This is a genomic window from Anabaena sp. CCY 0017 (assembly GCF_963920885.1).
In the GTDB taxonomy this organism is placed as follows: Bacteria; Cyanobacteriota; Cyanobacteriia; order Cyanobacteriales; family Nostocaceae; genus Nodularia.
Genome location: NZ_CAWUDG010000003.1, coordinates 61,983 through 85,899, shown reverse-complemented (window position 1 = coordinate 85,899; position 23,917 = coordinate 61,983). Strand labels below are relative to the sequence as shown.

The window sequence follows — 23,917 nt, the reverse complement described above, 5'->3', positions numbered from 1 at the left end:
TTGGAAATTTCTTCACAAAAGTAAGTCTGGTATTTTGTCGCGCAGTGCAACACACCATATATATATCTTAACTCCGCTTATAAACTAACTCCATTCTCAACTTCTCAACCTCCATTTTCAACCTTTCATTCTCAAGCCTCAACCGCCCATTCTCCTCCCTCATCACCTCAACTTCATTCCTCTTACTCAAAGCCTGATTAATCGCCAACTTCCGCATATCCAGAGAAAACCAACGCTGATACGTTTCCGTATGCACTTGCACACTATGCCCCAAATTATCCGCCGCCGCCTTAATTGGTATACATAAAATATGCGCCCTAATCGCCCAAGCATGACGTAAATCATAAGGCTTAAAATCCAAACCAATTTTACGAAACCACCAACTAACTCGTTGAGTTAAAGCCGTTATTTCAGCATAATTAGTATTATCTTTTTTACTAATTGCGGTTGCCAACATCTCTAAATATTTAGGATTTCTTAAATCAAACTCCGCAATCCATTGCCTATGTAATGGTAATGCTTGCCTTTCACCCGTCTTACAATTTTTATGGACTTTCCATGTTAAATCTGTATTTTCTTGACTTAACCACCAATCAATATCAGGATTAATAAATAATTCCCGTGGACGTAAACCGAAAACTGCTAACATTCCATAAGTCCAACGCCAAAGTTGCCAACTATCTTTAACATTTTGATTAACTTGATTACCTCTGTTTTTTAAGTAATCTTCAAACTTGATAATTCCTGCGACTATTTCTGCATCTCTCGGTATATTCCGGGGATTATTCTCCGGCATTTTTGAATATTGCGATAAATCAATTTCAATTTTAAAGGTTTGACAAAAAGCTGATATAGCTCTCGCAGCGTTATATTTTGCCCATGCTTTATCAATTTTCTCAATTGAACTGATGAGATTTTCAGGTGTTGCTAAATCTTGAGCATTAGTAAATCGCTTAGTGCGAGAAAAATAATAAAAAAAAGTATGTTCACTTTTAGTTGTGCGCTGATGAGTTTTAAAATATTCTGCTTCAAATTGTGCGAGTAACTCACCTATAGTTTTAAATTGTTTTTTAATTGCTTCATTACCTAAATATTTATCATTCCATTCAAAACTTTTACGAGCGATTAACTTTCCTAATTCATAAGCTTCTTCCTCAGCCGTTTTGAGTCCATCCCAGTTGGCGGGAATATTCAAGCTGAGATTATATTGCTTTTTCCCCGTTCCTCTGGTGTTGTTGTCTCCAGGTTTAATTGGTAACGTCGCCCGTAATTGCAGACTTCCATTGGATGCTCTCACCGTTACCTTTGCCTTTGCAGATTTCAAACGCAGATTTACTTGCTCTAACTCTAATAGTAATTTTGTTCTCATCTGTTCTCTTTGCTGGTGTGCTTGCAGACTTCAACCAAGAAAACTGCTGTTGGTAGATGAAAATGATTAAACTTGGAAACCCGCCAAACCTCGCTTCCATTCCTCTCCCCTTGCCGCTAACGTGTACACACAAGTCTGAAAATCTTTATTTGCGTAGTGGATTGACAAGCTTAAAATAGTGCAAAAAATTGTAGGTTGGGTAGAGGAACGAAACCCAACGCTGCCAATGATGTTGGGTTTCACTTCGTTCAACCCAACCTACAATTTTTTGCAACATTTTAAGCTTGCCACGCCAGTAGGGTGCATTATGGACTTTAGTCCTAACGCACCGAAAATCTAGGATGGTGCGTTGCGCTACGCGACAACACACCCTACAAAAAAAGATTTGGAGTAATTTAATCTGTGTGTACACCGTAGCTGCTTGCGGGGAGGGGGTGGGGTGCATTGTGGCGTAACTAATTAACCGAACGTGTCTTTACCCTGATTATGCATCGCTATGATTTAGCCTATATTTAGCCTAAAAATAAATTTGTGTTCCACGAACAATGTTTATCGCTGACACTGCTTACTGCAAACATTCAGATATTCAAAACTATTAAAGCATCACCAGGAATACTCCGGTCCTTATCACGGTTATGATGGCTTCGCTATCTTCGCTCGTGATATGGATTTGGCACTCAACAGCCCAACTTGGGGTTTAATTGGCGCTCCCTGGAACAAGACAGCTCAAGCTAAAAAGGCTAAGGCTAAAGCTACAGCTTAGGGAAATAGCAAAGGGATAGATAGGGATAGCCTGGGGTTTTAGCCCCAGGGGGAGTCGGGAATTCAAGGTTCAAAATTCAAAAATTAAAAGTTTCTTTTGATTTTTGCATTCTGAGTTTTGAGTCAGATTCCCACTCCCACCAAATAATTCCTCGATGAGTAACGAAAGATTTCAGAAAGCTTGGAGATGTAGAAATGCCTCAAAATCCAGAAAATATTCAAGACCACGTTGAGTTATTCCACCAACCAGAATACCAACAACTATTCCAAAACAAAAAGGAATTTGAAAACGGTCACGACCCCGCAGAAGTTACACGGGTTGCAGAATGGACCAAAGGTTGGGAATATCGTGAAAAGAACTTCGCTCGTGAAGCTTTAACAGTTAACCCAGCTAAAGGCTGTCAACCACTAGGTGCAATCTTTGCGGCTGTTGGTTTTGAAGCCACAATGCCTTTCGTTCAAGGTTCTCAAGGTTGCGTTGCTTACTTCCGTACCCACTTAACCCGTCACTACAAAGAACCATTCTCTGGTGTGTCTTCTTCAATGACTGAAGATGCAGCGGTGTTTGGTGGTCTGCAAAACATGATTGACGGTTTGGCGAACTCTTACCAACTGTACAAGCCTAAGATGATTGCTGTCTGCACAACTTGTATGGCAGAAGTAATTGGTGATGACTTACAGTCATTCATCAACAACGCTAAGGAAGCTGGTTCAGTTCCTCAAGATTTCCCAGTCCCTTACGCTCACACTCCTAGCTTTGTTGGTTCCCACATCACTGGTTACGACAACATGATGAAGGGGATTCTTTCTAACCTGACCGCAGGTAAGAAGAAAGCTACCAGCAATGGCAAAATCAACTTCATCCCAGGTTTTGATACCTATGTAGGCAACAACCGGGAAATCAAACGCATTTCTTCCTTGTTCGGCTTTGACTACACCATTCTTGCTGACAACAGCGACTACTTAGATTCACCCAACACAGGTGAGTTTGATATGTATCCAGGTGGTACAAAGTTAGAAGATGCAGCAGATTCAATTAATGGTAAAGCTACAATTGCTCTGCAAGCATATTCTACCACCAAAACCCGCGAGTATATCACCAAGGAATGGAAGCAAGATGTTTCAGTTTCTCGCCCTTGGGGTATCAAGGGTACTGATGAGTTCTTGATGAAACTCAGCGAACTAAGTGGTAAAGCCATTCCCGAAGAGCTAGAAATTGAACGGGGACGTGCAGTTGATGCCATGACTGACTCTCATTCATGGGTTCACGGTAAGCGCTTTGCTATCTTTGGTGAGCCAGATTTAGTCATCAGCGTAGTTGGCTTCATGTTGGAAATGGGTGCTGAACCTGTCCACATTCTAGTTAACAACTCCAACGAAGTATTTGAGAAAGAACTTCAAGCTTTACTAGATTCTAGTCCTTTTGGTCAAGGCGCAACCATCTGGGGCGGTAAAGACCTATGGCATATGCGTTCCTTGTTGTTCACCGAACCCGTAGACTTGCTCATCGGTAACTCCTACGGTAAGTACCTATGGCGCGACTGTAAGGTTCCTTTCGTCAGAATTGGTTATCCTATCATGGATCGCCACCACTTACACCGCTACAGCACCATCGGCTACCAAGGTGTAATCAACTTGCTCAACTGGATTGTTAATACAATCTTTGAAGACATCGACCGCAACACCAATATTCCTTCTAAGACTGATATTTCTTACGACTTGATTCGTTAAGAATTGGTTACGCAGCGTGCTAATTAAGGGTAAGTAAGGGGAGTAGGGACTGGGGTTGAGGGATTGTAGGGGCGGGTTTAGGAATATCTTCGTTGATATTGAATGATATCTGAGAACCCGCCCCTACTGGGGACTAAGAATAAGTTTATTTCTCAATACCCATTTCCAATTCCCAATACTCAATCCCTAACTTACCTTTTTTCTGTTTCTTTCTAGCATTTACCTGAGATATCTATTATGGAAAGTATCAATCACACTCACTCTCATCCTAATTACCATCCACCTAACAATAGAAAATCAGGCTGGTTTTCCAAACTTCTCAATCCTGTGCGTAATTGGCTGGATGGAATGCCGGTTAAAAATTACCGGATTGCTCATGTAATTTGCCAGGTAATTCCTTGTTGTTGTCCCTTTGAGCGCAGTATTAGTTTATTTGGGCGAACTTTGCATATTCCACCCCTGTGTAAGCTCAATCCCTTCTATGACGAGTTTGTGGGAATGCGTTTTCGCGCTTTATCTTATCTTGCTGATGAGTGTGGAGAGGATGTCACGAAATACATTTGTTAGCTACTTGTCTCCATTTATGACTCATTAAGCATCTTGCAAAAGTCAATTTTATGAGAACTATACCACAAATTTACACTAATAAATTATTTGGTGTAAATGTGGACTAAAGAAGATTTTTGCAAAAAGTCTATTACTCAGTAAATAGGCTAATAACTGATATTAACACTGTCGATCCAGCAAGAGAAGAGAAGAGAGATGAAAAATACCCAAGGCAAAATTAACGAGCTGCTCAGTGAATCAGGATGTGAACACAATCAGCACAAACAAGGAGAAGAGAAAAACAAATCTTGTACCCAACAAGCTCAACCAGGTGCTGCTCAAGGTGGTTGTGCTTTTGATGGTGCAATGATTGCTCTTGTGCCGATTACTGATGCAGCTCATTTAGTCCACGGGCCGATCGCCTGTGCTGGTAATTCTTGGGGTAGTCGTGGTAGTCTCTCCTCTGGGCCTTTACTCTACAAGACGGGCTTTACTACTGATTTGACTGAGAATGATGTGATTTTCGGGGGTGAAAAAAAGCTATATCAGGCAATTTTACAACTTCATGAACGCTACAAGCCACCAGCAATTTTCGTCTATGCTACCTGTGTAACAGCTTTGATTGGCGATGATATGGATGCTGTGTGCAAGGCTGCAACTGAGAAAACTGGTATTCCTGTGATTCCGGTGATTGCTCCGGGCTTTATTGGTAGTAAGAACCTGGGGAACCGCTTTGGTGGTGAAGCTTTGCTGGAATATGTAGTTGGTACAGCAGAACCAGAAACAACTACGCCTTATGATATTAACTTGATAGGTGAATATAACATCGCCGGTGAAATGTGGGGAGTCACTCCACTTTTAGAAAAATTAGGCATTCGGGTTTTATCTAAAATTACGGGTGATGCTCGTTACAATGATATTCGTTATGCCCATCGTGCCAAGCTGAATGTGATGATCTGCTCACGCGCTTTGCTCAATATGGCCAGGAAAATGGAGGAACGCTACAACATTCCTTTCATTGAAGAGTCTTTCTATGGCATTGATGATATGAATCGTTGTCTACGGAATATTGCGGCTAAGTTGGGTGATGCGGATTTGCAGGAACGCACAGAAAAGCTAATTGCTGAAGAAACTGCGGCTCTTGATTTGGCTTTGGCTCCCTATCGCGCTCGACTTAAAGGTAAGCGGGTTGTCTTGTATACCGGCGGTGTTAAAAGTTGGTCGATTATCTCGGCGGCTAAGGATTTGGGCATTGAAGTTGTTGCTACCAGTACGAGGAAAAGCACTGAGGAAGATAAAGCCCGAATTAAGAAGTTGATTGGTAATGATGGCATCATGATGGAGAAGGGTAATGCTCAGGAGTTGTTACGGCTGGTGAAGGAAACTGGCGCTGATATGTTAATTGCTGGTGGTCGTAACCAATATACTGCTCTGAAAGCCAGGATTCCTTTTCTCGATATTAATCAAGAACGTCACCATCCTTATGCAGGTTATTCGGGGATGGTTGAGATGGCACGGGAATTGTATGAGGCTCTTTATAGCCCTATTTGGGAACAAATACGCAAGCCTGCTCCTTGGGAAGAGTTGGAGGGATAAGAGGCAGGGGGGCAGGGCGCAGGGCGCAGGGGGGAAGAGGCAGGGGGGCAGGGAGCAGGGAGCAGGGGGGAAGAAAATTCTCCATCCCAATACCCAATACCCAATCCCCAGTACCCAGTACCCAATCCCCAGTACCCAGTACCTAATCTTCAGTCCCCAATCACGTAACTTGGTATTAATATAATGGCGATTGTTAATCTTCCCAATAAACCACTGACTGTTAATCCTCTGAAGCAAAGCCAAGCTTTGGGTGCATCTTTAGCCTTTTTGGGGTTGAAGGGGATGATTCCTCTGTTCCACGGTTCCCAAGGTTGTACTGCCTTCGCTAAAGTTGTGCTTGTACGGCATTTTCGGGAAGCTATTCCCCTAGCCACTACAGCCATGACTGAAGTTTCTACTATTTTGGGTGGCGAAGAAAATGTGGAACAGGCTATTCTGACTCTGGTGGAGAAGGTGCAGCCGGAAATTATTGGTCTATGTAGTACGGGGCTGACGGAAACTAGAGGAGATGATCTGGAACGTTTTCTTAAGGATATCCGCGATCGCCATCCGGAATTAGATCATTTACCGATTGTATTTGCTCCTACTCCAGATTTCAAGGGGGCGCTGCAAGATGGTTTTGCTGCGGCTGTGGAAAGTATAGTTAGGGAAATCCCCAAGGCTGGTGGGATTAGAACTGAGCAAGTCACAATTTTGGCTGGTTCTTCTCTAACACCAGGGGATTTGCAGGAAATCAAGGAAATGGTGACTGCTTTTGGATTAGTGCCAATTATTGTTCCTGATATTGGTGCTTCTCTCGATGGTCATTTAGAAGATGGCTATAGTTCGGTTACAGCTAGTGGCACAACCATAAAACAGCTACGAGACATAGGTAGTTCCGCCTTTACCATCGCTTTGGGCGAAAGTATGCGAGATGCCGCCAAAATCCTAGAGGAGCGCTTTAACATCCCTTACGAGGTGTTTGGTGAACTGACTGGATTGGAAGCTGTGGATGAGTTTCTGCAAGCATTGGCGATTCTGAGTAGTAATAGCGTCCCCGAAAAATACCGCCGTCAACGTCGCCAGCTACAAGATGCGATGCTAGATACTCATTTTTACTTTGGTGCAAAACGAGTGTCTTTGGCGTTGGAACCGGATTTGTTATGGTCAACGGTGAACTTTTTGCAATCGATGGGGACTCAAATTCATGCAGTGGTGACGACGACGCGATCGCCACTGTTGGAAAAACTCCCTGTTAAAAGTGTTACCATCGGCGACTTAGATGACTTTGAGCAACTAGCAGCTGGTTCTGATTTACTCATTGGTAATTCTAACGTAGGTGCGATCGCTAAACGTCTCTCGATGCCTTTTTATCGTCTAGGTATTCCCATTTACGACCGTTTAGGAAATGGATACTTCACGAAAGTTGGATATCGAGGCACAATGGAGCTTTTATTTGGCATCGGTAATCTATTTTTAGAAGCCGAAGAAGAAAGAGTTAAACACTTATGGGAATTGGTATCTGAGGAATAAGAATTTGTTTCACGCAAAGGCGCATTCGGCGAAGCCGTTCCCGCAGGGTAGGCGCAAAGGTAAGAAGAAAAAGAAGGGTGATTTTGGCATTTTTATACTCTGATTCACCAAGACAGAATCAATTTCTTCTTCAATACCTAATACCTCCAAAACGCAAATCAGGAAAACACAATGAAAATAGCCTTTACGACAAGTGACCGAATTCACATTAATGCTCACTTCGGATGGGCGAGAGAAATTGATGTTTACGAAATATCCGACGAGGGATATGAATTTCTCGAAACGCTGAAATTTGATGGTGATCTAAAAGAAGATGGTAACGAAGATAAAATCAATCCTAAACTTGATGCTTTAGTTGATTGTACCATCGTTTATGTCACAGCAATTGGTGGTAGCGCCGCAGCTCGCTTAATTAAAAAAGGCGTTACCCCAGTCAAAGCCAAATCAGAAGAAGAGGAAATTAGTGAAGTCCTGAATAAACTCGTGAAAACCCTCAAAGGTAATCCTCCACCTTGGTTGCGTAAAGCTTTAAGACAAACTACTCCCAACTTTGTAGACTAATTTCCAGTTGAAGCAACGTATGACTACAAATAATAGTGTGAACGAAACCCCTAATTCAGCAGTCTTGAACTCTCCTTTCCTCAAGACATTAGTCCAACAAATTCGGGGACAAGATACTTATGGAGTTTATCGTAATTGGTCGGATGAATTAATTCTTAAACCCTTCGTTGTTACCAAACAAAAGAAACGCGAAATTTCACTTGAGGGTGAAGTTGACCCGATTACTCAGGCGCGGATTATGGCATTTTTCCGGGCTGTAGCGGCTGCTATTGAACAGGAAACAGGTCTAATCTCTCAGGTTGTAATTGACTTGAGCCATGAAGGATTTGGCTGGGCGCTGGTTTTTTCTGGTCGTCTTTTGCTAACTAAAAAAGCCTTGCGTGATGCTCATCGCTTCGGTTTTGACTCAATGGAAAAATTAGCAGAAGAAGGCGAAAACTACGTCAAAAAAGGTGTTGAATTAGGCAAAAATTTCTCCGAAGTAGGCAACATTTAAGACTACTTAAAAACTTAAATTAGGGACTTTCAAATAAAAAAATACTCGATCACCTAACGAAAAAACCTCTCAGACTCTCATGACTCTGTGTCCTCTGTGTCTCTGTGGTTCGTTTATTAGGATAATTTATTTCGAGTAAGTCCCTAATCTTAGTGCAATACGGTTCAGTTAAGAAAATTGTAGGTTGGGTTTCACTTCGTTCTACCCAACCTACGTAGACGTTGACTTTTAGGCTTAACTGAACTGTATTGAATCTTAATGTTCTTGTAAAAATTAATAATTAGGAGTAATAAATGGCGCAAGTCAGCGAAACAAGTATTGAAGAAATCAAAACCAAAATTAAGCGGCTGAATAGTAAAGCAGGTCAAATGAAAATGGATCTGCATGATTTAGCAGAAGGTCTACCCACAGATTACAAAACCCTGATGGATGTAGCGGCTGCAACTTATCAAATCTATCAACAGCTAGATGAGCTTAAGCAACAGCTAAAAACAATGGAGAAAGTTCAATGACTGGAACTATGAATCAATTCAAAAAGCTTGTAGATGCAGAAGAATTTTTTCAGTTCTTCAATCTGCCCTACGACAAAGAAAATGTGAATGTCAATCGTCTGCATATTTTGAAGAAATTTTCGCAATTTATGGCAGAAGTTGATGATAATGCTCATGGTTTGACTTCAGCAGAAATACTCCAGCAATATTCGTTAGCTTTGCAAAAAGCTCATGACCTTTTCTTGGAATCAACAGCTTATGAAGAAAAGCTGTTCAAAGTGTTTAATGATAAGCCGAAGAATGTAGTTACGCTGACAGAAATCACTTCTGATTAGGAGGTAAAAATTGATCAACCTAACGCCTACCGAATTAGAACGCTATAGTCGCCAAATGATGCTCCCAAATTTTGGCGAACTAGCTCAGAAACGCCTGAAGTCAGCGACAGTTTTAGTTACAGGTGTGGGGGGATTAGGCGGTACGGCGGCGCTTTACTTAGCAGTAGCGGGCGTTGGGCGACTAATCTTAGTCCGGGGTGGTGACTTGCGATTGGATGACATGAACCGTCAGATTTTAATGACTGATGATTGGGTAGGTAAACCCAGGGTATTCAAAGCTAAAGAAACTCTGGAAGCTATCAATCCTGATATCAAGGTTGATGTAGTTCATGATTATGTCACTGCTGAAAATGTAGACTCCTTAGTACAATCGGCTGATATGGCGTTGGATTGCGCCCATAATTTTACGGAACGCGACTTGCTGAATGCAGCTTGTGTCCGTTGGCGTAAACCGATGGTGGAGGCTGCAATGGACGGGATGGAGGCTTACCTGACTACGATTATTCCTGGTGTGACTCCTTGTTTATCCTGTCTGTTTCCAGAAAAGCCGGAATGGGATAGACGTGCTTTCTCTGTTCTGGGCGCTGTCTCTGGGACACTTGCTTGTCTGACAGCGTTGGAGGCGATTAAGCTGATCACTGGATTCAGTCAACCTCTGTTATCGCAGTTATTAACAATTGACTTGAATCGGATGGAATTTGCCAAGCGTCGTTCTCAACGCGATCGCGCTTGTCCCGTATGTGGTAACACTGCACCCTGGAGATACGGACAACCCCCATCAATGGAACCTACCAGTAATTGTACAAAGTAGTCATTAGTCATTTGATAACTGACACCTGCATTCAATAAAACTTCATCGCGACACATCAGGAGACGTAATGGCTGTTAGTCTAACAGAAAAAGCAGAGTTTCGTCTGCGGGCATTTATCAGAGGTTCTTCCTCTGACAATAATGACGCTTCAAAAGGCATCCGTATATCTGTAAAAGATGGTGGTTGCAATGGCTATGAATATGGAATTGATGTCACTAGCAAACCACAACCAGATGATTTGGTAATTCAACAAGGTAATGTGTTGATTTACGTTGATGCTAAAAGTGCGCCGTTATTGGACGGGGTTGTGGTCGATTTTGTAGAAGGGGTGATGGAAAGTGGCTTTAAGTTCACTAACCCTAATGCAAGTGATACCTGCGGTTGCGGAAAGTCATTCAAAACAGATGATGGCACACCCACTGGTGTACCTTGCAGCTAGTAGTGTTGTGAATTCGTAATTCGTAATTCGTAATTCGTAATTGAGCTTTCAAAGTTTCCCGTAGAAATGATGGACACTTGCTAATTTACGGGTTTGGAAAAAATCGCAAGTTCGTAAGCCGATACTACTTGCGTTCGCCTACAGCCGGAGGAACCCCATCAATGCAGTGTCCTCTTCCGCGCTGCTTCTCGAAGTTTGGAGTTCACTAAGTAACAGAAACTCATAAACTTCGTGAAATCAATCTGATCGTATAAATTTTGAGGAGAATCGGAAAATGGCTACCTATCAAGTTAGATTAATCAACAAAAAGCAAGACCTCGACACCACAATTGAAGTTGATGAAGAGACTACCATTGTAGACGCAGCAGAAGAAAATGGTCTTGAGTTACCTTTCTCTTGTCATTCAGGTTCTTGCTCTAGTTGTGTGGGAAAAGTCGTTGAAGGTGAAATTGATCAATCTGATCAAATCTTTTTAGATGATGAGCAAATGGATAAAGGTTTCGCTTTACTTTGCGTTACTTATCCCCGTTCTAATTGCACAATTAAGACTCACCAAGAACCATATCTTGTGTAGAGTATTGCTTTAACCTCTAAGGAGGTTTAGATCCCCGAATTCTTTGAGAATTCGGGGATATTTTTTATTTGGAATTGCTATATTGCAGAATTTTTAGTATCTTCTGATATATAACTGAGCCAGCGATTAGCAATGTCTTTTAAAGAGCCATTTTCAGACATTAGTCGCAATTCAATGTTGAGGTCTTTTGTTAAAGGACTATCGATGGGTAAAACAAACCCATAAAGCTCGGTTCCCAAAGACAAGTTAGTTAATTTTACGTTCAATTCGGGATTTTGCGTGAGATAATATTCCATCGCGGGACGGTCGAATACTACTGCATCTGCTGATTTGGCAGATAATAGTTTTACAGCATCTGCTAGAGTGGCGACTTCTTGAACTCGATTACTATAGTTCTGCACTACCTCAACACTGGATGAGCCTTTGACGGTTGCTAATCTGGCATTTTGCAGGCTGGAAGGACTGGTAAATCGTTCAGTAGAATCACCAGACAAAGCGATGGTTATGGCGGAAGCTAGTCCGGCTGTTAAGGAAGAAACTGTGACTAAAGCCAATACCATCCAAGTCCCAGCGATGAAACGACCGAGACGGGTAACAGGTGCGCGATCGCCATACCCCACTGTAGTTAATGTTACCAGTGCAAACCACATCCCGTTACCCACTCCCTGAAGATAATTTTTGGGGAATTGTTCACTATTTTTATTTCGTTCCGCTAACCACACCAAATTCCCGACGACGAACATCAGAATAACTAATACGCCCAAAGAAGTTAACACCGCAGTCTCAAAAAAAGGTTTAACCCGGCTCCAAATACTGGGGTCTTCAGATGTTGTTAAGACGGCAATTTCTGTAGAAAAATAAGGTTGGGTAAAATCAACTTTTTGTAGGCGTTGAGCAGTAATTGTGATAGGGCCTATCAATAAATCCAAGTCTCCCTGTTCTACAACGTCTAGGGCATTGGCAACGCTGGATTGAGGTATTAATTCATACTCTATATTTTGAGATCGAGCTACTTCTGCCCAAACTTCCACACTAATGCCATTCGTTTCTGGATCTTTGCTAACCACGAAAGGAGCCGAACCAGCTACCCCGACTCGCAAAGGTGCGGCTGAGGCTAAAGTTGGGATAGAAATAACTAAAGCGACAGCTACCCCAGTCAAGCAATTATATTTGGCGGCAAAACTCTGGCGGACTCGAAAAATAGATACAGACAAAATGCTATGCAGTGGCTGTGAATGTGGGAAGTGGCAAAATTTCATGAGTGGTTGACTCCTGATATACTCGTGCGATCAAACTTAAAAAAGGTGATATTATTTCCTGAACAATGTCTGGATGATAACTCCTCAGCCACCGCATCTTCAAGTTAATCACCTTTTCAAACCTTTACTCCGCACTTGCTTGTACAGACGCGATTTATCACGTCACTCTCTTGTTCAGACGCGATTTATCACGTCTCAAAACTTTTTATAACTGCCAAAGTTGAATTTGGTAACAAAGATGATTATCAAAAATTTCTCGTGCAGCTAGACCCTCGGCAATTGGTTTCTCTAACCAACGTTTAAAAGCCCAACTTCCTATTTTATATATAGGTGGAACTGCTATTTTAACAACATCAGCAATATATTTAAATGTGGTTAATCCAAAAGTCCGAAAATTACTCAGACATAAGTCAATTGTTGGTGCAATTGATTGAGAAATATCTTCACTTTTAATTAATTTAAATCCAGCCTTTTCTAAAGCTGCGTGGAGGTCATCAGCAACATGACAGTTAGAAAAAATTCCTTCTTTGTATTCGGCATCCAAGCGCATCATATCTGCTATTAGTAAGTAACTACCACTATTAAGTAAACGCGCAGCACCTTGGGCTAAATCTTCCACAGCCATATATTGGCTACTTTCACTAAATAGAACTAAATCATAGGAATGTGAAGTCTGAAATTCTTCAAATGTCGTTAAGTAGAAAGGTATTTTACCGTTAGTATTTTGAATAAATTTCTCTTCTTGGATTGCATCGGGTGCTAGTCCTTCAACACTCAGTCCACGTTCCCATAGTAATTTTGCATTACCACCAATACCACAGCCTACATCCAGTACAGATTTGGTTCCTTCAGGGATGAAACTAAACAGTTTAGTTGTATAGGCTTCTTGTGCTGTACGCAGCTGAGTTATGGTCAATTCTTCATCAATATTTGGTATTACTTCCCAATAGCCATAATGTAGATAGGAGGAACCTGTGAGTCCCATATAGTAATCTATGGCTGCATTTTGGTAGCGTGTTGCTTTGGAAATCTTAATTGACTTTGATTTTTGCATTTAGGGTTAAGGTCAGCTTGGCGAAGGTATTGGTATTTAATCACATTATTCTGATCAAATACCAAATTTCGCCTGCTGTCTCACGCAGAGGCGCACCAGACGCAAAGAGGAAGATATGAGATGCGATCGCCTAATTAGTTTGGAAATCTGGTATTTTTAATTACAGAGTTCTTTTTCTGGAGATTTTATCAGAGAGGGCGTAGATACTGCTGGAATTCTTGCCAAAATTCCTTTCTTCAATGGTTCTGGGCGTTCACTCCACGGTAATAAACCTTCTGGGTGAGCATAATATTTACTCGCACACTCGAATACTCCAGCAACTGCTGCGGGTGACAAATCAGGAGAAATATCACCAAAAAGATATGTAGATTTATTATATGCAGCAAAGGATACCACACAAGAGCGATCGCAAGCGCTCATGCAGTTCACTGGCTGAAGAATAAATTCTGTGTTCAATTCCCAATTGGGATAATGTGCTTGTAAGTGTTTGAGCAACTGCTCTCCGCCACTTTCGCCCACACGCTTACCATCTTCCCACTTACTCGCACAAGTGGTGCAAACAAATATTGTATGTTCTGCTGTCATCTATGCCTCGTAGATTTTAGCTAAAGTTACTTTTATATCGGCGGGTATTCTGACTTACGCAGTTTTAAATTTCAACTTGGGGATTTTAGACTGTTCGATGCAATCTTATATCTCAAATTAAAACTCTAAAATTGGTTTACAGCTGCGGGACAGTGCCGGATTTACACCAGACTTTCCCCCTTACCTCTAATAGCTGATTTCTATTAGAACCGGATATATGAGAATCTATCATACTTTCGTCAAATTTATGACATTATGAATTATAAAATTCATAGAAACTGGTCTAGGAGTAACAACACTGATAACAGTAGGTAAGCTAAATTACTGTGTACTTGACAAAAAGTTTGCTTGTTTAACTAAACCGTATTGGTATTTTACCTACGAGGATGTGTTAAAAAGCATATCTAAATTTGCTTAATGTCTAATAAACATCTCCGACAAAGAATGTAGAGACGTTTCATGGAACGTCTCTACAAAGGTTCCAGATAACCCTTATTTTATTTTCACTAGATGTCTAATTTATTATATTTTAAAACTGAAGTGTAGCTTTAGCTGCATTTTTAAGTTTCCTTTTGCAAATCAACTCTAAGATGTCTTGGAATCTTTATAAATGATTCATAATTTAAAGTTATCAGAATGATAATATATAAATAAGCTAAATTGTTGCTCTTGAACCTAATCTTCAAGAAAAAGCGATTATAGATTATTTCCGACATTTCTATTTTAATTTTTGTTCAGTTAAAAATTAGGCAGAAATTAAGATAGGTGCAAGAATAAGATAGCGAAAATCTGCGTAAATATTCTTCTAAATTTAACCTAATTTATTTAGGTACAAATAAATGCCAGACTGAGGTCATGGGGTGTTTCAAGCTACCAATTAATCTCCTAGCTAGAGTTTTTAACGACTCCCATCATTAGGAATGCCATAATTTTTTATTTATAAATAGTAGGCTATCCCTACTATTCACATTGCTGAGTCAATTTAGAAATATCAAGGATGAGTTATGAATCAGATCAAAAAGCAAAAAATGAGTGAAGTCACCAAGCAATGGCTGCTCGCAAACGGCTATAATACCCAAAATTTAAATCAACAAGGTGAAAATGGTGATACGGCTTTGATGAAAGCTACCAGAGAAGGAGTTTATGCAGTTGTCAAAGAATTAATTGATTTGGGGGCAAATATTAATGCTAAAAACCATGATCGGAATAATGCTTTATGGTTTGCTTGTTTCGGCAATCATTATGAGTTAATTAGCTTACTTCTAGCTGCAAGAATTAACATTAATAATCAAAATGATAACGGCGCAACTGTCTTAATGTATGCAGCATCAGCAGGAAAAACAGGTGTGGCTAAATTACTTTTACAACACAATCCTAATTTGGATATCAGAAATTTAGACGACTATAAAGCGATAGATTTCGCTAGCAATATCGAGATTTTAGGATTACTCAGAAATGCCTCAAAGTAAGAATTTAAAGACAGCTTACCACGATGCAACCAAGCATTCTTACTTATCTGTACAGATTAATCCCAATTATGTAGATGCTTCAACCCAGCCAACTGCATTTAAAGTTTATCCCAAGTTTTATCGGCGGGTGAAATTAAATGTCAATAATCCTCTGCATTCGTTTATTTGGTTAACCAGTGCAGTTACGCTGAAAAAAGCTTATAAAGATGTACCCTATAAACTCCGAGTAAATCCCTCAGCAGGGGCTTTATATCCGACAGAAGTGTATGTCCAAGTGCGCGGGATGTCGGGAATGATAGATGGGATATATCATCTGGAAGTTGAGAATAATTGTCTAACTCTCATTTACGAATTAATTGATGATGGGTTAGAAAGTTATATTATACCGGGGAAAAGTATCAAGGGGTACATCTTTTTAATTAGTTGCGTTTATTATAGGTCTAGCTGGAAATATCAGGATAGAAGCCTGAGATATTGCTTTTTAGATAGCGGTCATCATTTAGGTGCGATCGCAGCATCAGCCTATTTGCATAACAAAGATATACAACTGATTTTTGATTTTGATAAACTTGCTCTCAATGCAGTTTTAGGCTTTGAAAATAAAGAGTTTATCACTGCGGGGGTAATCTCTGGTGAGGTGCAAGAAAAGCCAGTCAGACGTTTAAGGCTAAAGGTTCCTTTTGTCTGTGGGACAGATTATTTTGAAGCTAATGAATTTATTGAACATAGCTATGAACTAACATCTGTACAGCAAAGTGCAACACAGCCACTAGTACAGCCACAGTTTAACTTTGATCAGGATAAATTTTATCAAGCTGTTTGGAATAGACGTTCCATTAGACGTTTCCGGAAGCAGTTTATTTCTCAAGAAGACTATTTATATATCTGGCGACAAATTGCACAATCGATACCTACAGAAAATTTTGAGGAAATAGAAATTTACTCTGTTGTGCATCGAGTTGAGGGGATATCGCCGGGATTATATCAAGGTACGCATCTGCTAAAAGCAGGTAATTTCGGGGAACGGACGGGTTACTTATGCGTGAATCAAGCGATCGCGAGAGATTGTGCTGTAACTTTGTTCTTTGTATCTAACTATATCAATTATCAAACCGCTATGCAATTAGCTGGTTTTTTCGGACAAAGAATTTATTTGGTGAGTAATTATTTGGGAATTGATTGTAGTGGAATTGGTGCTTTTTACGATGATGAAACCCAAGAATTATTACAAACCGATAAAGATGTTCTCTATGGGATGGCTATTGGCAAATAACTAGGATCATAAAGAGAGATGGCGAACAATAATTTTTATTTTAATAGTGATGATTCTCGTCCTAAGCAGCCGACATCGGCAGATATTATACTGCGTCAACAATTAGAGTATTCTATTAGTAGGTATTTTTATGAAGGGTGCGATCGCACTATTCAAAACCTGCTGTCTAATTGTCGCTGGTATGTCACAACCCTTGCTAATGCAATGACATTAGTAATTGAATGTCCTGATCAAGTGACTAATTGGCGAGTTTTGCAGCAAATCGTACCAATGGGAACGTTACTAAACTCCATCATTACCAGTGCTAAAATCCGTGTTTGTCCCCCAGATAGTCAAGGTATACCCTTTGAAATGAGAGTAGATGAACTGTCTGTTTATCGTGATTGGGCATAAGCTATAATTCGTAATTCATAGTGCCTCTTTCAGAGGAGCTTCGCTAACGTAATTCGTAATTGATTTTACTGCCTGATTAGGTTAGTTAATTGTTTAAATACTAAGTCAGCAGAATGTTGGACTATGGGACTTAATTCTAGTCCTAAATCAAGGTTTGCGGCTTCAATTAGGTAAACTGTGACATCTTCGGGAAACTCATTTGCAAATATTTTCCTTCCAGCAGCTAAAGCATTATCCCAGCGAAAATCATGTAAATTATAACTAGGTTCTGGTAAAGCTTCTAGTTCTTCTCCTGGGACTTTAAATATAGCACCTGGTTCTGAATTTGTGGAACTAGCATCAAGAATTATTAATGTTTTACTACCTCTGGCTTTAAACATTACTTCCATCCCTGCGGTTCCACAGTCATACACTCGCACATCAGGATGAGGATTTGCAGCTAAATATTGTTGTAGGCGTTGGGCAATAATTACGCCTACAGCATCGTCACTGCGGTTAAGATTACCGCAACCAATGATAGTTAGCATCGGATATTATTAATTTTTTATACATCTGTTAAAGTAAAGTCTTGGCGACTGGAAGTCGCAGCTACACAGACAAAACCCAGCGACCTGGGTTTAAAACTTTGAGTTTCTTTATAGTCCGCGCAGGCGAACTTCCCGTAGGGAAGCCGCTACGCGTCATGTTTGTGTAGTAGCGATTTCTAATCGCCCAAAAATTTTAAAACTTTACATCATATTTGTGAGCAATTTCTGTGAATTTTTCACATTGCTTTTGTGATGCGTCAGTTAATATCATTTCTGCTTGTTCTGGAGTATTACCTTCTTTAGGAATTAAATACTTGACGTAAAGTGCGATAAAATCGGCGACAACAGCTAAACCAGATAAACCATGTTTGTCAGCTTCCTTACCAGCAATTGCAGCTACTAACCCGGCTTTAATTGGGTCTGGCTTAACCTTCATAAACTGGTCAATTAGCTTAGGAACATACTCTGCTGGTGGCAAGTTATTTAACTTACTTTGGTCTGGAGTAAAATTACAACCTGCGGCTTTTGCCTGTTCTAAAACACACCATTCTATGAATTCTTGCAGTGCTGCTTCAGGAAGAAGAGGGAGATATTTATGTAACGCTATATCAGGCACAAGCTTACCTTATAAATTTATGTTTTTTGAAGTGCATCACAGCTAGACTAACGCATTAGCTCTATTCGTTTTAGTGTGTTATGCTACTAGAGTTCCATAAATATTTATAATACAAATATAGGGAGATTAAATCACTACTATTTTTCGGTATAAATAAGCATATCATATAAAATGATTGTGTCCTTGCCTTTAACCTAAAGAATGGATTTAAAACCGTAATTATCAAAACAATATTATTCGGTTGAGATTTGAATTTTAGGGACGTTGCAACACTTGAATTTTTCTGTTACTACTATTTGAATCAGTGATAATTCCGGCTAATATTTTGCCATCAGGACTGACAACCAAATTGTTCATTTGCTTAATTTGCTGTTCGTCCAGAATTGCTTCTATCTCGGCTGTTTGCAGATTCCACACCGTCAGCCACTTCTTTGTATTACCAATCAGAACATCACGGCTCAGGGCAATAGAAGATGGTTTAAATATGCGACGATTAAAGCGTTCCTTGGCTGTTATTTGTCCTGTTTTTAAATCAGAGACTTGCACCTCAAAAGAGCGTTTTCCGGTTCGTTTGGTGCTAACCAGTCTTTGCCCATCTAAACTAATGCGTACTAACCGCCAAGGGTGAAAAGATTTTTGCAGGACTTGTTGCTGGTTTGTTGCGACATCCCACGCTATAAGTTTATTGTTATTACCCGAAGTGAAAATTACCGTTTTGCCATCTAGACTAATGTCATCGAAATAGAATGATGGTAATGCTGCTTTTTGTTTACCTGTGGCCATATCCCAGACCTTGATCTCAGCCTCCATACCATGATCAACACTAATAATAGTTTTGCCATCAGAGGAAATATCAACATTAGTCACACGACCAGAGTGACCTTTGAGTATTTGAGGAGGTCGATCTGAGGTAAGGTCCCAGATGCGAACGATGCGATCGCCACTACCAGTAACAACCGTTTTACCATCAGGTGCGATCGCCAAAGCATTAATTGCACCTGAATCACTCCGTAGCGTTTTTTTCAACTCTCCTGTTTGCAGTTCCCAGATTTTAATTGTTTTATCTTGACCGCCACTGATTAGAGTTTGACCGTCCGCACTGATCACAATAGCAGATGCGGTAGGATGTCCTTCTAGGGTGCGAAGCACGGAAAAATTGCAGTACGTAGATTCACTAGTATCCTCGGAACAGTACTTATCCCTGTATCGAATAAAGGCAAAAACTTCCTCCGGAGAACCAGGAATCAAACTTAGAGCGATGGCTACCACAATCCATAAAACTTGCACCTTCCAGTTACCGGACTTTAAATTTTTCATCAGCTTTCTCCAACTCAAATTTCACTATCGCAAATTAACTTACGATTTTTTACAATAAATATGCAAAATTTGAATTGCTGTGATCTGTAAGTATAAATAAGGGCATACTATACAGCAGGTATAGTACAACGTGTATATGAAACCTTTTATACGTAAAGGACGAGTAATTAAGTGGAAAGATGATCGGGGTTTTGGTTTTATAGAGTCCAGCGCTGGTAGTCAAGAAGTATTTCTTCACATCAGCGCATTTAAAGACATTAACCGTCGTCCCCAAGTTGGTGATATTATTTGTTATCAACTCGCAGTTGAGCAAAACGGCAAGTTACGCGCGTGTAATGCTTCGATTGAAGGGATGATGGTATTAAAACCTATATCTGGGTCCTCATCTTCTAACACACCGATGAAGTTGAAATCCAAACCTATGGTGAAATCGTCATCATTAGTCTTCGAGACATTACTTTTATCTCTACTACCTGGCTTGGGTTCCATCCATTTTTTATTGACTACAGGCATCCCAATTCCTCTCATCCTTTATCCTTGTATGAGTTTAATTACCTTAGCACTGTACGCTGATGATAAATCTCGTGCAAAGAAAGGACGATGGAGAGTGCAAGAAAAGACCTTACATCTATGCGAATTCATGGGTGGTTGGTTAGGTGCATTTGTTGCCCAACGCCAATTACATCACAAAAGTAGCAAAGCTTCTTATCAAGTTGAGTTTCGGATAATAGTAATTCTTCATCTTGTATTTTGGTTAGTCTGGCTACTTTTTAATAAAACATTAATAAATCTGTTTCTCAGTATAGGATAAATAAAACTATACATAAAAAGCTAATGACTAACCAAAAAACAACTAGCCATTAGCACCTCCTTAACTCCTCAAAAACTCTCTGCGAACCTTTGCGCTAACCTCCGCGCACCTTTGCGTTTAAACTCCCCCCTTCTCTACGCAGTCCGAAAACGCGCCAACTCCTCACCAGTCTTTGCATCATGGGCGTGAACAGTACAAACCAAACAAGAATCAAAAGCTCGCGCCACGTGACCAACTTCCACAGGGTCGCTAGAATCGTAAATTGGTGTTCCTATCAAAGCCTCCTCAATGGGACCGCGTTTACCCTCACCATCACGGGGGCCAATATTCCAAGTCCCAGGGGCAACCACTTGGTAATTTTTAATCTTACCGCCCTCTACCTCAACCCAGTGAGACAAAGCACCGCGCGCCGCTTCCGTTGCACCCCAACCCTTACCATCTCTTTCTGTAGGTTTAATATACCAAGGGTCATTTAACTTAAACTCGCGTAAACAGTGTTCAGCTTGGCGATATAACTTGACAAGTTCATGAACTCGTGCTAGCTGACGCACATGAACGTTAGCACCGCCCATACTTTTAAAAGCATCCAAAATAAACCCGTCTTGGTGTTGCCAAGATTCACCGTGATGACCACCAGCTACTAATTGCCTCGCTAAGGGGCCTGCTTCTAAACGTCCGAAGTCTTTGTGCAGGACAGCACTCGACCAAGAATAGGCATTATCAAAGTCTTTGGTATTATTTGCTGTGGGTTTAGTAGTGCGATCGCTTGGATGAATATCTGCTGTACCTTCATCGTACCAGGAATGTGTAGTATTCTCCCGCAGAAAAGACTGATCCATCAAAGAGTGAGTATCACTGAAACTGTCATACACACCACCCTTCATAATCATCGCCGCATTGCGCCCTTCCATAGTCGGCTTTTGGTATTTGTCCTCATGGGCTAAATATCCCCAAGTCACATATTTACCCACACCAGCCCCATATCTATCCAAACCGATATCTAAACCCATGCGCCAATAAAAACCCAAATCTGACTCACGATGATTGCGGTCTTCATCCAACCAGTCCATAAAATCATCATAAGTGTGGATTTGTTCGTAACGTTCCAATGAACAACCCAGCCACACGGGTTCCAACCAATTAGTGCGGAAATATTCCAGAATTGCCCAAGCGCGGGTAATGTCTGTCAAAGTCGGGGCGCACATCACACCACCAGGAACCATATAACTGCTGTGAGGCCATTGTCCCCCTAAAAGGGCGTAGATTTCTACAGGTTTGGCAGAAATTGTTACACCGATTTCGTAAGACTTGCCAGTGTAAGCGGCAAACCTACGACAAGCTTCATCATAATAGCGACTACGACGGTATTTTTTATTAGTTAAGTCAATGGCAAACAGTCCATAAAAATAGCGAGGAATACTTTGCATTGTTTCCGCAATTTGACCCAAATTTCTCGCCAAAATCGCATTGCGAGGAACTTCTGTACCCCAAAGTGTATCTAATGCCCAAGATGCACTCGTGAGATGGGAACCACCGCAGATACCACAAATCCGGGGTGTGACAATTAATCCGGCTTGGGGGTCTTTACCTCGGAGAATAATTTCAAATCCGCGAAACAGTTCGGCGTGTGTCCAGGCGTTAACTACTCGCCCATTATCGATATCGACGCGCACATCTAAATCGCCCTCGACTCTACCAACAGGCGAAATATCCAGTGTTTGAATTGTCATTCTCTCTCCTCTCTTTTAATTAATTAGTAGGGTGCGTTACAGACATTTTTTCTAATGCACCTAAAATCAGAATTGGTGCGTTACGCTACGCGATAACACACCCTACCTGTACAGAACGGCATAATCAGACTGACGCAAAAAAGCGCTCAAATTCTCATAACTCTGTGTCCTCTGTGCCTCTGTGGTTAGTTTTTTCCTGACTTCTAAACTGTGAAAAAGTCTTCTTCTGCCCAAGCTGGTGCTGCATCTTTAGCGACCATTGTCAATACGGCGTAATCTTTCTGTTTGACACCTGGCGGTAATTCCTTGGGAACCCCCATGACTGTTTGGGTTTTAAATACGGTTCCTGGCTGGAGGTCAAAGAAGGGAAATTCTGGTTCTGTACAACCTAAACAAGGCATCCCCACGCGGGTTTTGGAGGAAACACGGTTCCACAAAATACGGTTGCAGGATGAATGTGTCATGGGACCACGACAACCTAAATCATAAAATAGGCAACCTTTACGTTGACCAAATTCGCCGGTTGATGCTTTGTAGGCGAAGTGGACGTTACGGGTACAGCCTGTTTGGGTATATGTGTTGAAGAAGGTTTGAGGACGATGCAATTCATCGAGGGCGATATCTGCTATGCGTCCAGTGGCGATCGCTACTAATATCTGCGTAATCCAATCGGGATGGGCGGGACATCCGGGAATGTTGATTACAGGTAAGCCGGCTTTGGAAACAAAGTCTTTGCCTAAAAAGCCGCCTTTTTCACGCTTGAGAAATTGTAAACCTTGTGACTCGCTGGGGTTGGGTGACATGGCTGGGATTCCTCCCCAGGTTGCACAGTCTCCCACGGCGACAATGAATTTAGCCGCTTGGGATAAGTCTGTTAACCAATCTTTCATGGGGCGATCGGCAAACCGATTCCATTCCCCAGTGCCGTTGGGGGCATTCACAACGCTGCCTTCAAACACTAAGATATCTAGGGGTATTTTGCCTGAAACGCAATCCCGCAGCAGGGTTTGCAAATCGTTACCCATTTCCAATCCCAAGGAGGGATGCCAAAGTAACTTGATACCAAAGTCAGCAATCAGATCGCAAACTGTCGGTTCTTCGGCGTTGAGAAATGACATGGTGTTCCCTGAACAAGCACCACCTTGCAGCCATAGTACATTAGTCATTAGCTACACATTTATCTATTGTTGATCATGGTAGAGGTAGGTGATCAGACTTGTAGAGTATCACCTAGTTATCAATATTTATTAACCAGTATAATCTAGGTTTTAAAATAATTATTGTTCATTAAATAAAAATTAATTATTATGTAATACCAATTCTGTATAAAGATGCTCTCAATTTAAAGATAAATGAACCACAGAGACGCAGAGGACACCGAGAAAGGAAAGATAAGGAAAGGAAATTAGGCGCAGCCTCATAAAGAAATGGTGTAGGTTTGTGGGGAAATATAATTAATACTCGAAATCAAAATATTTTATGTGTTTAAAGCTGACATTAATATTAGCAATTTCCCCATAGAATTTGAGAAATAGATTGTTCTATAGTAAAAAAATTGATAGACGCGATGAATTGCGTCTCTACAAGGGTATGGGATTCCAAATCTGCGTAAATCCGCTTAGTTAATAAACCCACTTCATGGGCGTTGACAAAATTAAGG

The 23,917-nt window shown here is 40.9% G+C and carries 23 protein-coding genes, 2 pseudogenes and 1 riboswitch; of the genes and pseudogenes, 16 read left to right on the top strand and 9 right to left on the bottom strand.

Annotation, left to right across the window (positions count from 1 at the left end):
* Positions 1-67: 67 nt before the first annotated feature.
* Positions 68-1,429: pseudogene (locus tag ACM0OW_RS04850) on the bottom strand (site-specific integrase); the annotation flags it as partial.
* Between the two features lie 541 nt (positions 1,430-1,970).
* Between ACM0OW_RS04850 and ACM0OW_RS04845 the strand changes: the two are divergent.
* From ACM0OW_RS04845 to ACM0OW_RS04790, 12 genes and pseudogenes are all read left to right on the top strand, one after another.
* Positions 1,971-2,132: pseudogene (locus ACM0OW_RS04845) on the top strand (nitrogenase molybdenum-iron protein alpha chain); the annotation flags it as partial.
* 194 nt (positions 2,133-2,326) lie between these two features.
* Positions 2,327-3,862, top strand: coding sequence for a nitrogenase molybdenum-iron protein subunit beta (gene nifK, locus ACM0OW_RS04840; protein WP_414548915.1), 1,536 nt, complete (start codon positions 2,327-2,329; stop codon positions 3,860-3,862).
* Between the two features lie 237 nt (positions 3,863-4,099).
* Positions 4,100-4,429, top strand: a complete 330-nt coding sequence (locus ACM0OW_RS04835) for a Mo-dependent nitrogenase C-terminal domain-containing protein (protein WP_414548914.1) — start codon at positions 4,100-4,102, stop codon at positions 4,427-4,429.
* Positions 4,430-4,624: 195 nt separating this feature from the next.
* Positions 4,625-6,004: a nitrogenase iron-molybdenum cofactor biosynthesis protein NifE gene (gene nifE / locus ACM0OW_RS04830; RefSeq protein WP_414548913.1), complete on the top strand. Its 1,380-nt coding sequence runs from the start codon at positions 4,625-4,627 to the stop codon at positions 6,002-6,004.
* Positions 6,005-6,187: 183 nt separating this feature from the next.
* Positions 6,188-7,516 (top strand): nitrogenase iron-molybdenum cofactor biosynthesis protein NifN, encoded by a 1,329-nt coding sequence (gene nifN, locus ACM0OW_RS04825; RefSeq protein WP_414548912.1) that lies wholly within the window; start codon positions 6,188-6,190, stop codon positions 7,514-7,516.
* A gap of 171 nt (positions 7,517-7,687) precedes the next feature.
* Entirely contained in the window at positions 7,688-8,077 is a 390-nt protein-coding gene (gene nifX, locus ACM0OW_RS04820; RefSeq protein WP_414548911.1) for a nitrogen fixation protein NifX, read from the top strand.
* 19 nt (positions 8,078-8,096) lie between these two features.
* Positions 8,097-8,573 carry a NifX-associated nitrogen fixation protein gene (locus tag ACM0OW_RS04815; RefSeq protein ID WP_414548910.1) on the top strand — a complete coding sequence of 159 codons (477 nt, stop codon included), beginning with the start codon at positions 8,097-8,099 and terminating at the stop codon, positions 8,571-8,573.
* A gap of 293 nt (positions 8,574-8,866) precedes the next feature.
* Complete coding sequence (locus ACM0OW_RS04810) at positions 8,867-9,085, top strand: CCE_0567 family metalloprotein (RefSeq protein WP_414548909.1); 219 nt, start codon at positions 8,867-8,869, stop codon at positions 9,083-9,085.
* Positions 9,082-9,399, top strand: a complete 318-nt coding sequence (gene nifW, locus ACM0OW_RS04805; protein ID WP_414548908.1) for a nitrogenase-stabilizing/protective protein NifW — start codon at positions 9,082-9,084, stop codon at positions 9,397-9,399. The genes ACM0OW_RS04810 and nifW overlap by 4 nt, the downstream gene beginning before the upstream one ends.
* 10 nt (positions 9,400-9,409) lie before the next feature.
* The gene (locus tag ACM0OW_RS04800) at positions 9,410-10,210 is read left to right on the top strand and encodes a HesA/MoeB/ThiF family protein (protein WP_414548907.1); all 801 of its coding nucleotides are present in this window, start codon (positions 9,410-9,412) and stop codon (positions 10,208-10,210) included.
* Positions 10,211-10,277: 67 nt separating this feature from the next.
* Entirely contained in the window at positions 10,278-10,649 is a 372-nt protein-coding gene (locus ACM0OW_RS04795) for a HesB/IscA family protein (RefSeq protein WP_089092826.1), read from the top strand.
* Between the two features lie 274 nt (positions 10,650-10,923).
* The gene (locus ACM0OW_RS04790; RefSeq protein WP_414548906.1) at positions 10,924-11,223 is read left to right on the top strand and encodes a 2Fe-2S iron-sulfur cluster-binding protein; all 300 of its coding nucleotides are present in this window, start codon (positions 10,924-10,926) and stop codon (positions 11,221-11,223) included.
* Positions 11,224-11,300: 77 nt separating this feature from the next.
* Here the strand turns inward: ACM0OW_RS04790 and ACM0OW_RS04785 are convergent, their stop codons facing one another.
* The 3 genes from ACM0OW_RS04785 to ACM0OW_RS04775 all read right to left on the bottom strand — a co-directional run bounded on the left by ACM0OW_RS04785 (position 11,301) and on the right by ACM0OW_RS04775 (position 14,121).
* Positions 11,301-12,437 carry a transporter substrate-binding domain-containing protein gene (locus tag ACM0OW_RS04785; RefSeq protein ID WP_414548905.1) on the bottom strand — a complete coding sequence of 379 codons (1,137 nt, stop codon included), beginning with the start codon at positions 12,435-12,437 and terminating at the stop codon, positions 11,301-11,303.
* A gap of 250 nt (positions 12,438-12,687) precedes the next feature.
* Positions 12,688-13,536 carry a class I SAM-dependent methyltransferase gene (locus ACM0OW_RS04780; RefSeq protein ID WP_414548904.1) on the bottom strand — a complete coding sequence of 283 codons (849 nt, stop codon included), beginning with the start codon at positions 13,534-13,536 and terminating at the stop codon, positions 12,688-12,690.
* Between the two features lie 156 nt (positions 13,537-13,692).
* Positions 13,693-14,121: a DUF1636 domain-containing protein gene (locus ACM0OW_RS04775; RefSeq protein ID WP_414548903.1), complete on the bottom strand. Its 429-nt coding sequence runs from the start codon at positions 14,119-14,121 to the stop codon at positions 13,693-13,695.
* A gap of 21 nt (positions 14,122-14,142) precedes the next feature.
* Positions 14,143-14,350, bottom strand: a riboswitch (cobalamin riboswitch).
* Positions 14,351-15,125: 775 nt separating this feature from the next.
* Here ACM0OW_RS04775 and ACM0OW_RS04770 point away from each other — a divergent pair.
* From ACM0OW_RS04770 to ACM0OW_RS04760, 3 genes are read left to right on the top strand one after another with little or no spacing between them, the layout of a single operon-like run.
* The gene (locus tag ACM0OW_RS04770) at positions 15,126-15,590 is read left to right on the top strand and encodes an ankyrin repeat domain-containing protein (RefSeq protein WP_414548902.1); all 465 of its coding nucleotides are present in this window, start codon (positions 15,126-15,128) and stop codon (positions 15,588-15,590) included.
* Positions 15,577-16,863, top strand: coding sequence for a SagB/ThcOx family dehydrogenase (locus tag ACM0OW_RS04765; RefSeq protein ID WP_414548901.1), 1,287 nt, complete (start codon positions 15,577-15,579; stop codon positions 16,861-16,863). Before ACM0OW_RS04770 ends, ACM0OW_RS04765 begins: the two co-directional genes overlap by 14 nt.
* Before the next feature lie 18 nt (positions 16,864-16,881).
* Entirely contained in the window at positions 16,882-17,256 is a 375-nt protein-coding gene (locus ACM0OW_RS04760) for a hypothetical protein (RefSeq protein WP_414548900.1), read from the top strand.
* 65 nt (positions 17,257-17,321) lie between these two features.
* Here ACM0OW_RS04760 and ACM0OW_RS04755 read toward each other — a convergent pair whose 3' ends face one another.
* The 3 genes from ACM0OW_RS04755 to ACM0OW_RS04745 all read right to left on the bottom strand — a co-directional run bounded on the left by ACM0OW_RS04755 (position 17,322) and on the right by ACM0OW_RS04745 (position 19,716).
* Positions 17,322-17,783 carry a hydrogenase maturation protease gene (locus tag ACM0OW_RS04755; RefSeq protein WP_414548899.1) on the bottom strand — a complete coding sequence of 154 codons (462 nt, stop codon included), beginning with the start codon at positions 17,781-17,783 and terminating at the stop codon, positions 17,322-17,324.
* A gap of 193 nt (positions 17,784-17,976) precedes the next feature.
* Positions 17,977-18,399, bottom strand: a complete 423-nt coding sequence (locus tag ACM0OW_RS04750; RefSeq protein ID WP_414548898.1) for a hypothetical protein — start codon at positions 18,397-18,399, stop codon at positions 17,977-17,979.
* Between the two features lie 255 nt (positions 18,400-18,654).
* The gene (locus tag ACM0OW_RS04745) at positions 18,655-19,716 is read right to left on the bottom strand and encodes a WD40 repeat domain-containing protein (RefSeq protein WP_414548897.1); all 1,062 of its coding nucleotides are present in this window, start codon (positions 19,714-19,716) and stop codon (positions 18,655-18,657) included.
* Positions 19,717-19,852: 136 nt separating this feature from the next.
* Here ACM0OW_RS04745 and ACM0OW_RS04740 point away from each other — a divergent pair, with 136 nt between their 5' ends.
* Positions 19,853-20,527 (top strand): DUF1294 domain-containing protein, encoded by a 675-nt coding sequence (locus tag ACM0OW_RS04740; RefSeq protein ID WP_414548896.1) that lies wholly within the window; start codon positions 19,853-19,855, stop codon positions 20,525-20,527.
* A 134-nt stretch (positions 20,528-20,661) separates the two neighbouring features.
* On the opposite strand, the gene ACM0OW_RS04735 is transcribed toward ACM0OW_RS04740, so the two are convergent.
* Complete coding sequence (locus tag ACM0OW_RS04735; protein WP_414548895.1) at positions 20,662-22,257, bottom strand: nickel-dependent hydrogenase large subunit; 1,596 nt, start codon at positions 22,255-22,257, stop codon at positions 20,662-20,664.
* A 203-nt stretch (positions 22,258-22,460) separates the two neighbouring features.
* On the bottom strand, positions 22,461-23,423 hold the full coding sequence (locus tag ACM0OW_RS04730) for a hydrogenase (RefSeq protein WP_414548894.1): 963 nt from the start codon (positions 23,421-23,423) through the stop codon (positions 22,461-22,463).
* Positions 23,424-23,917 lie beyond the last annotated feature (494 nt).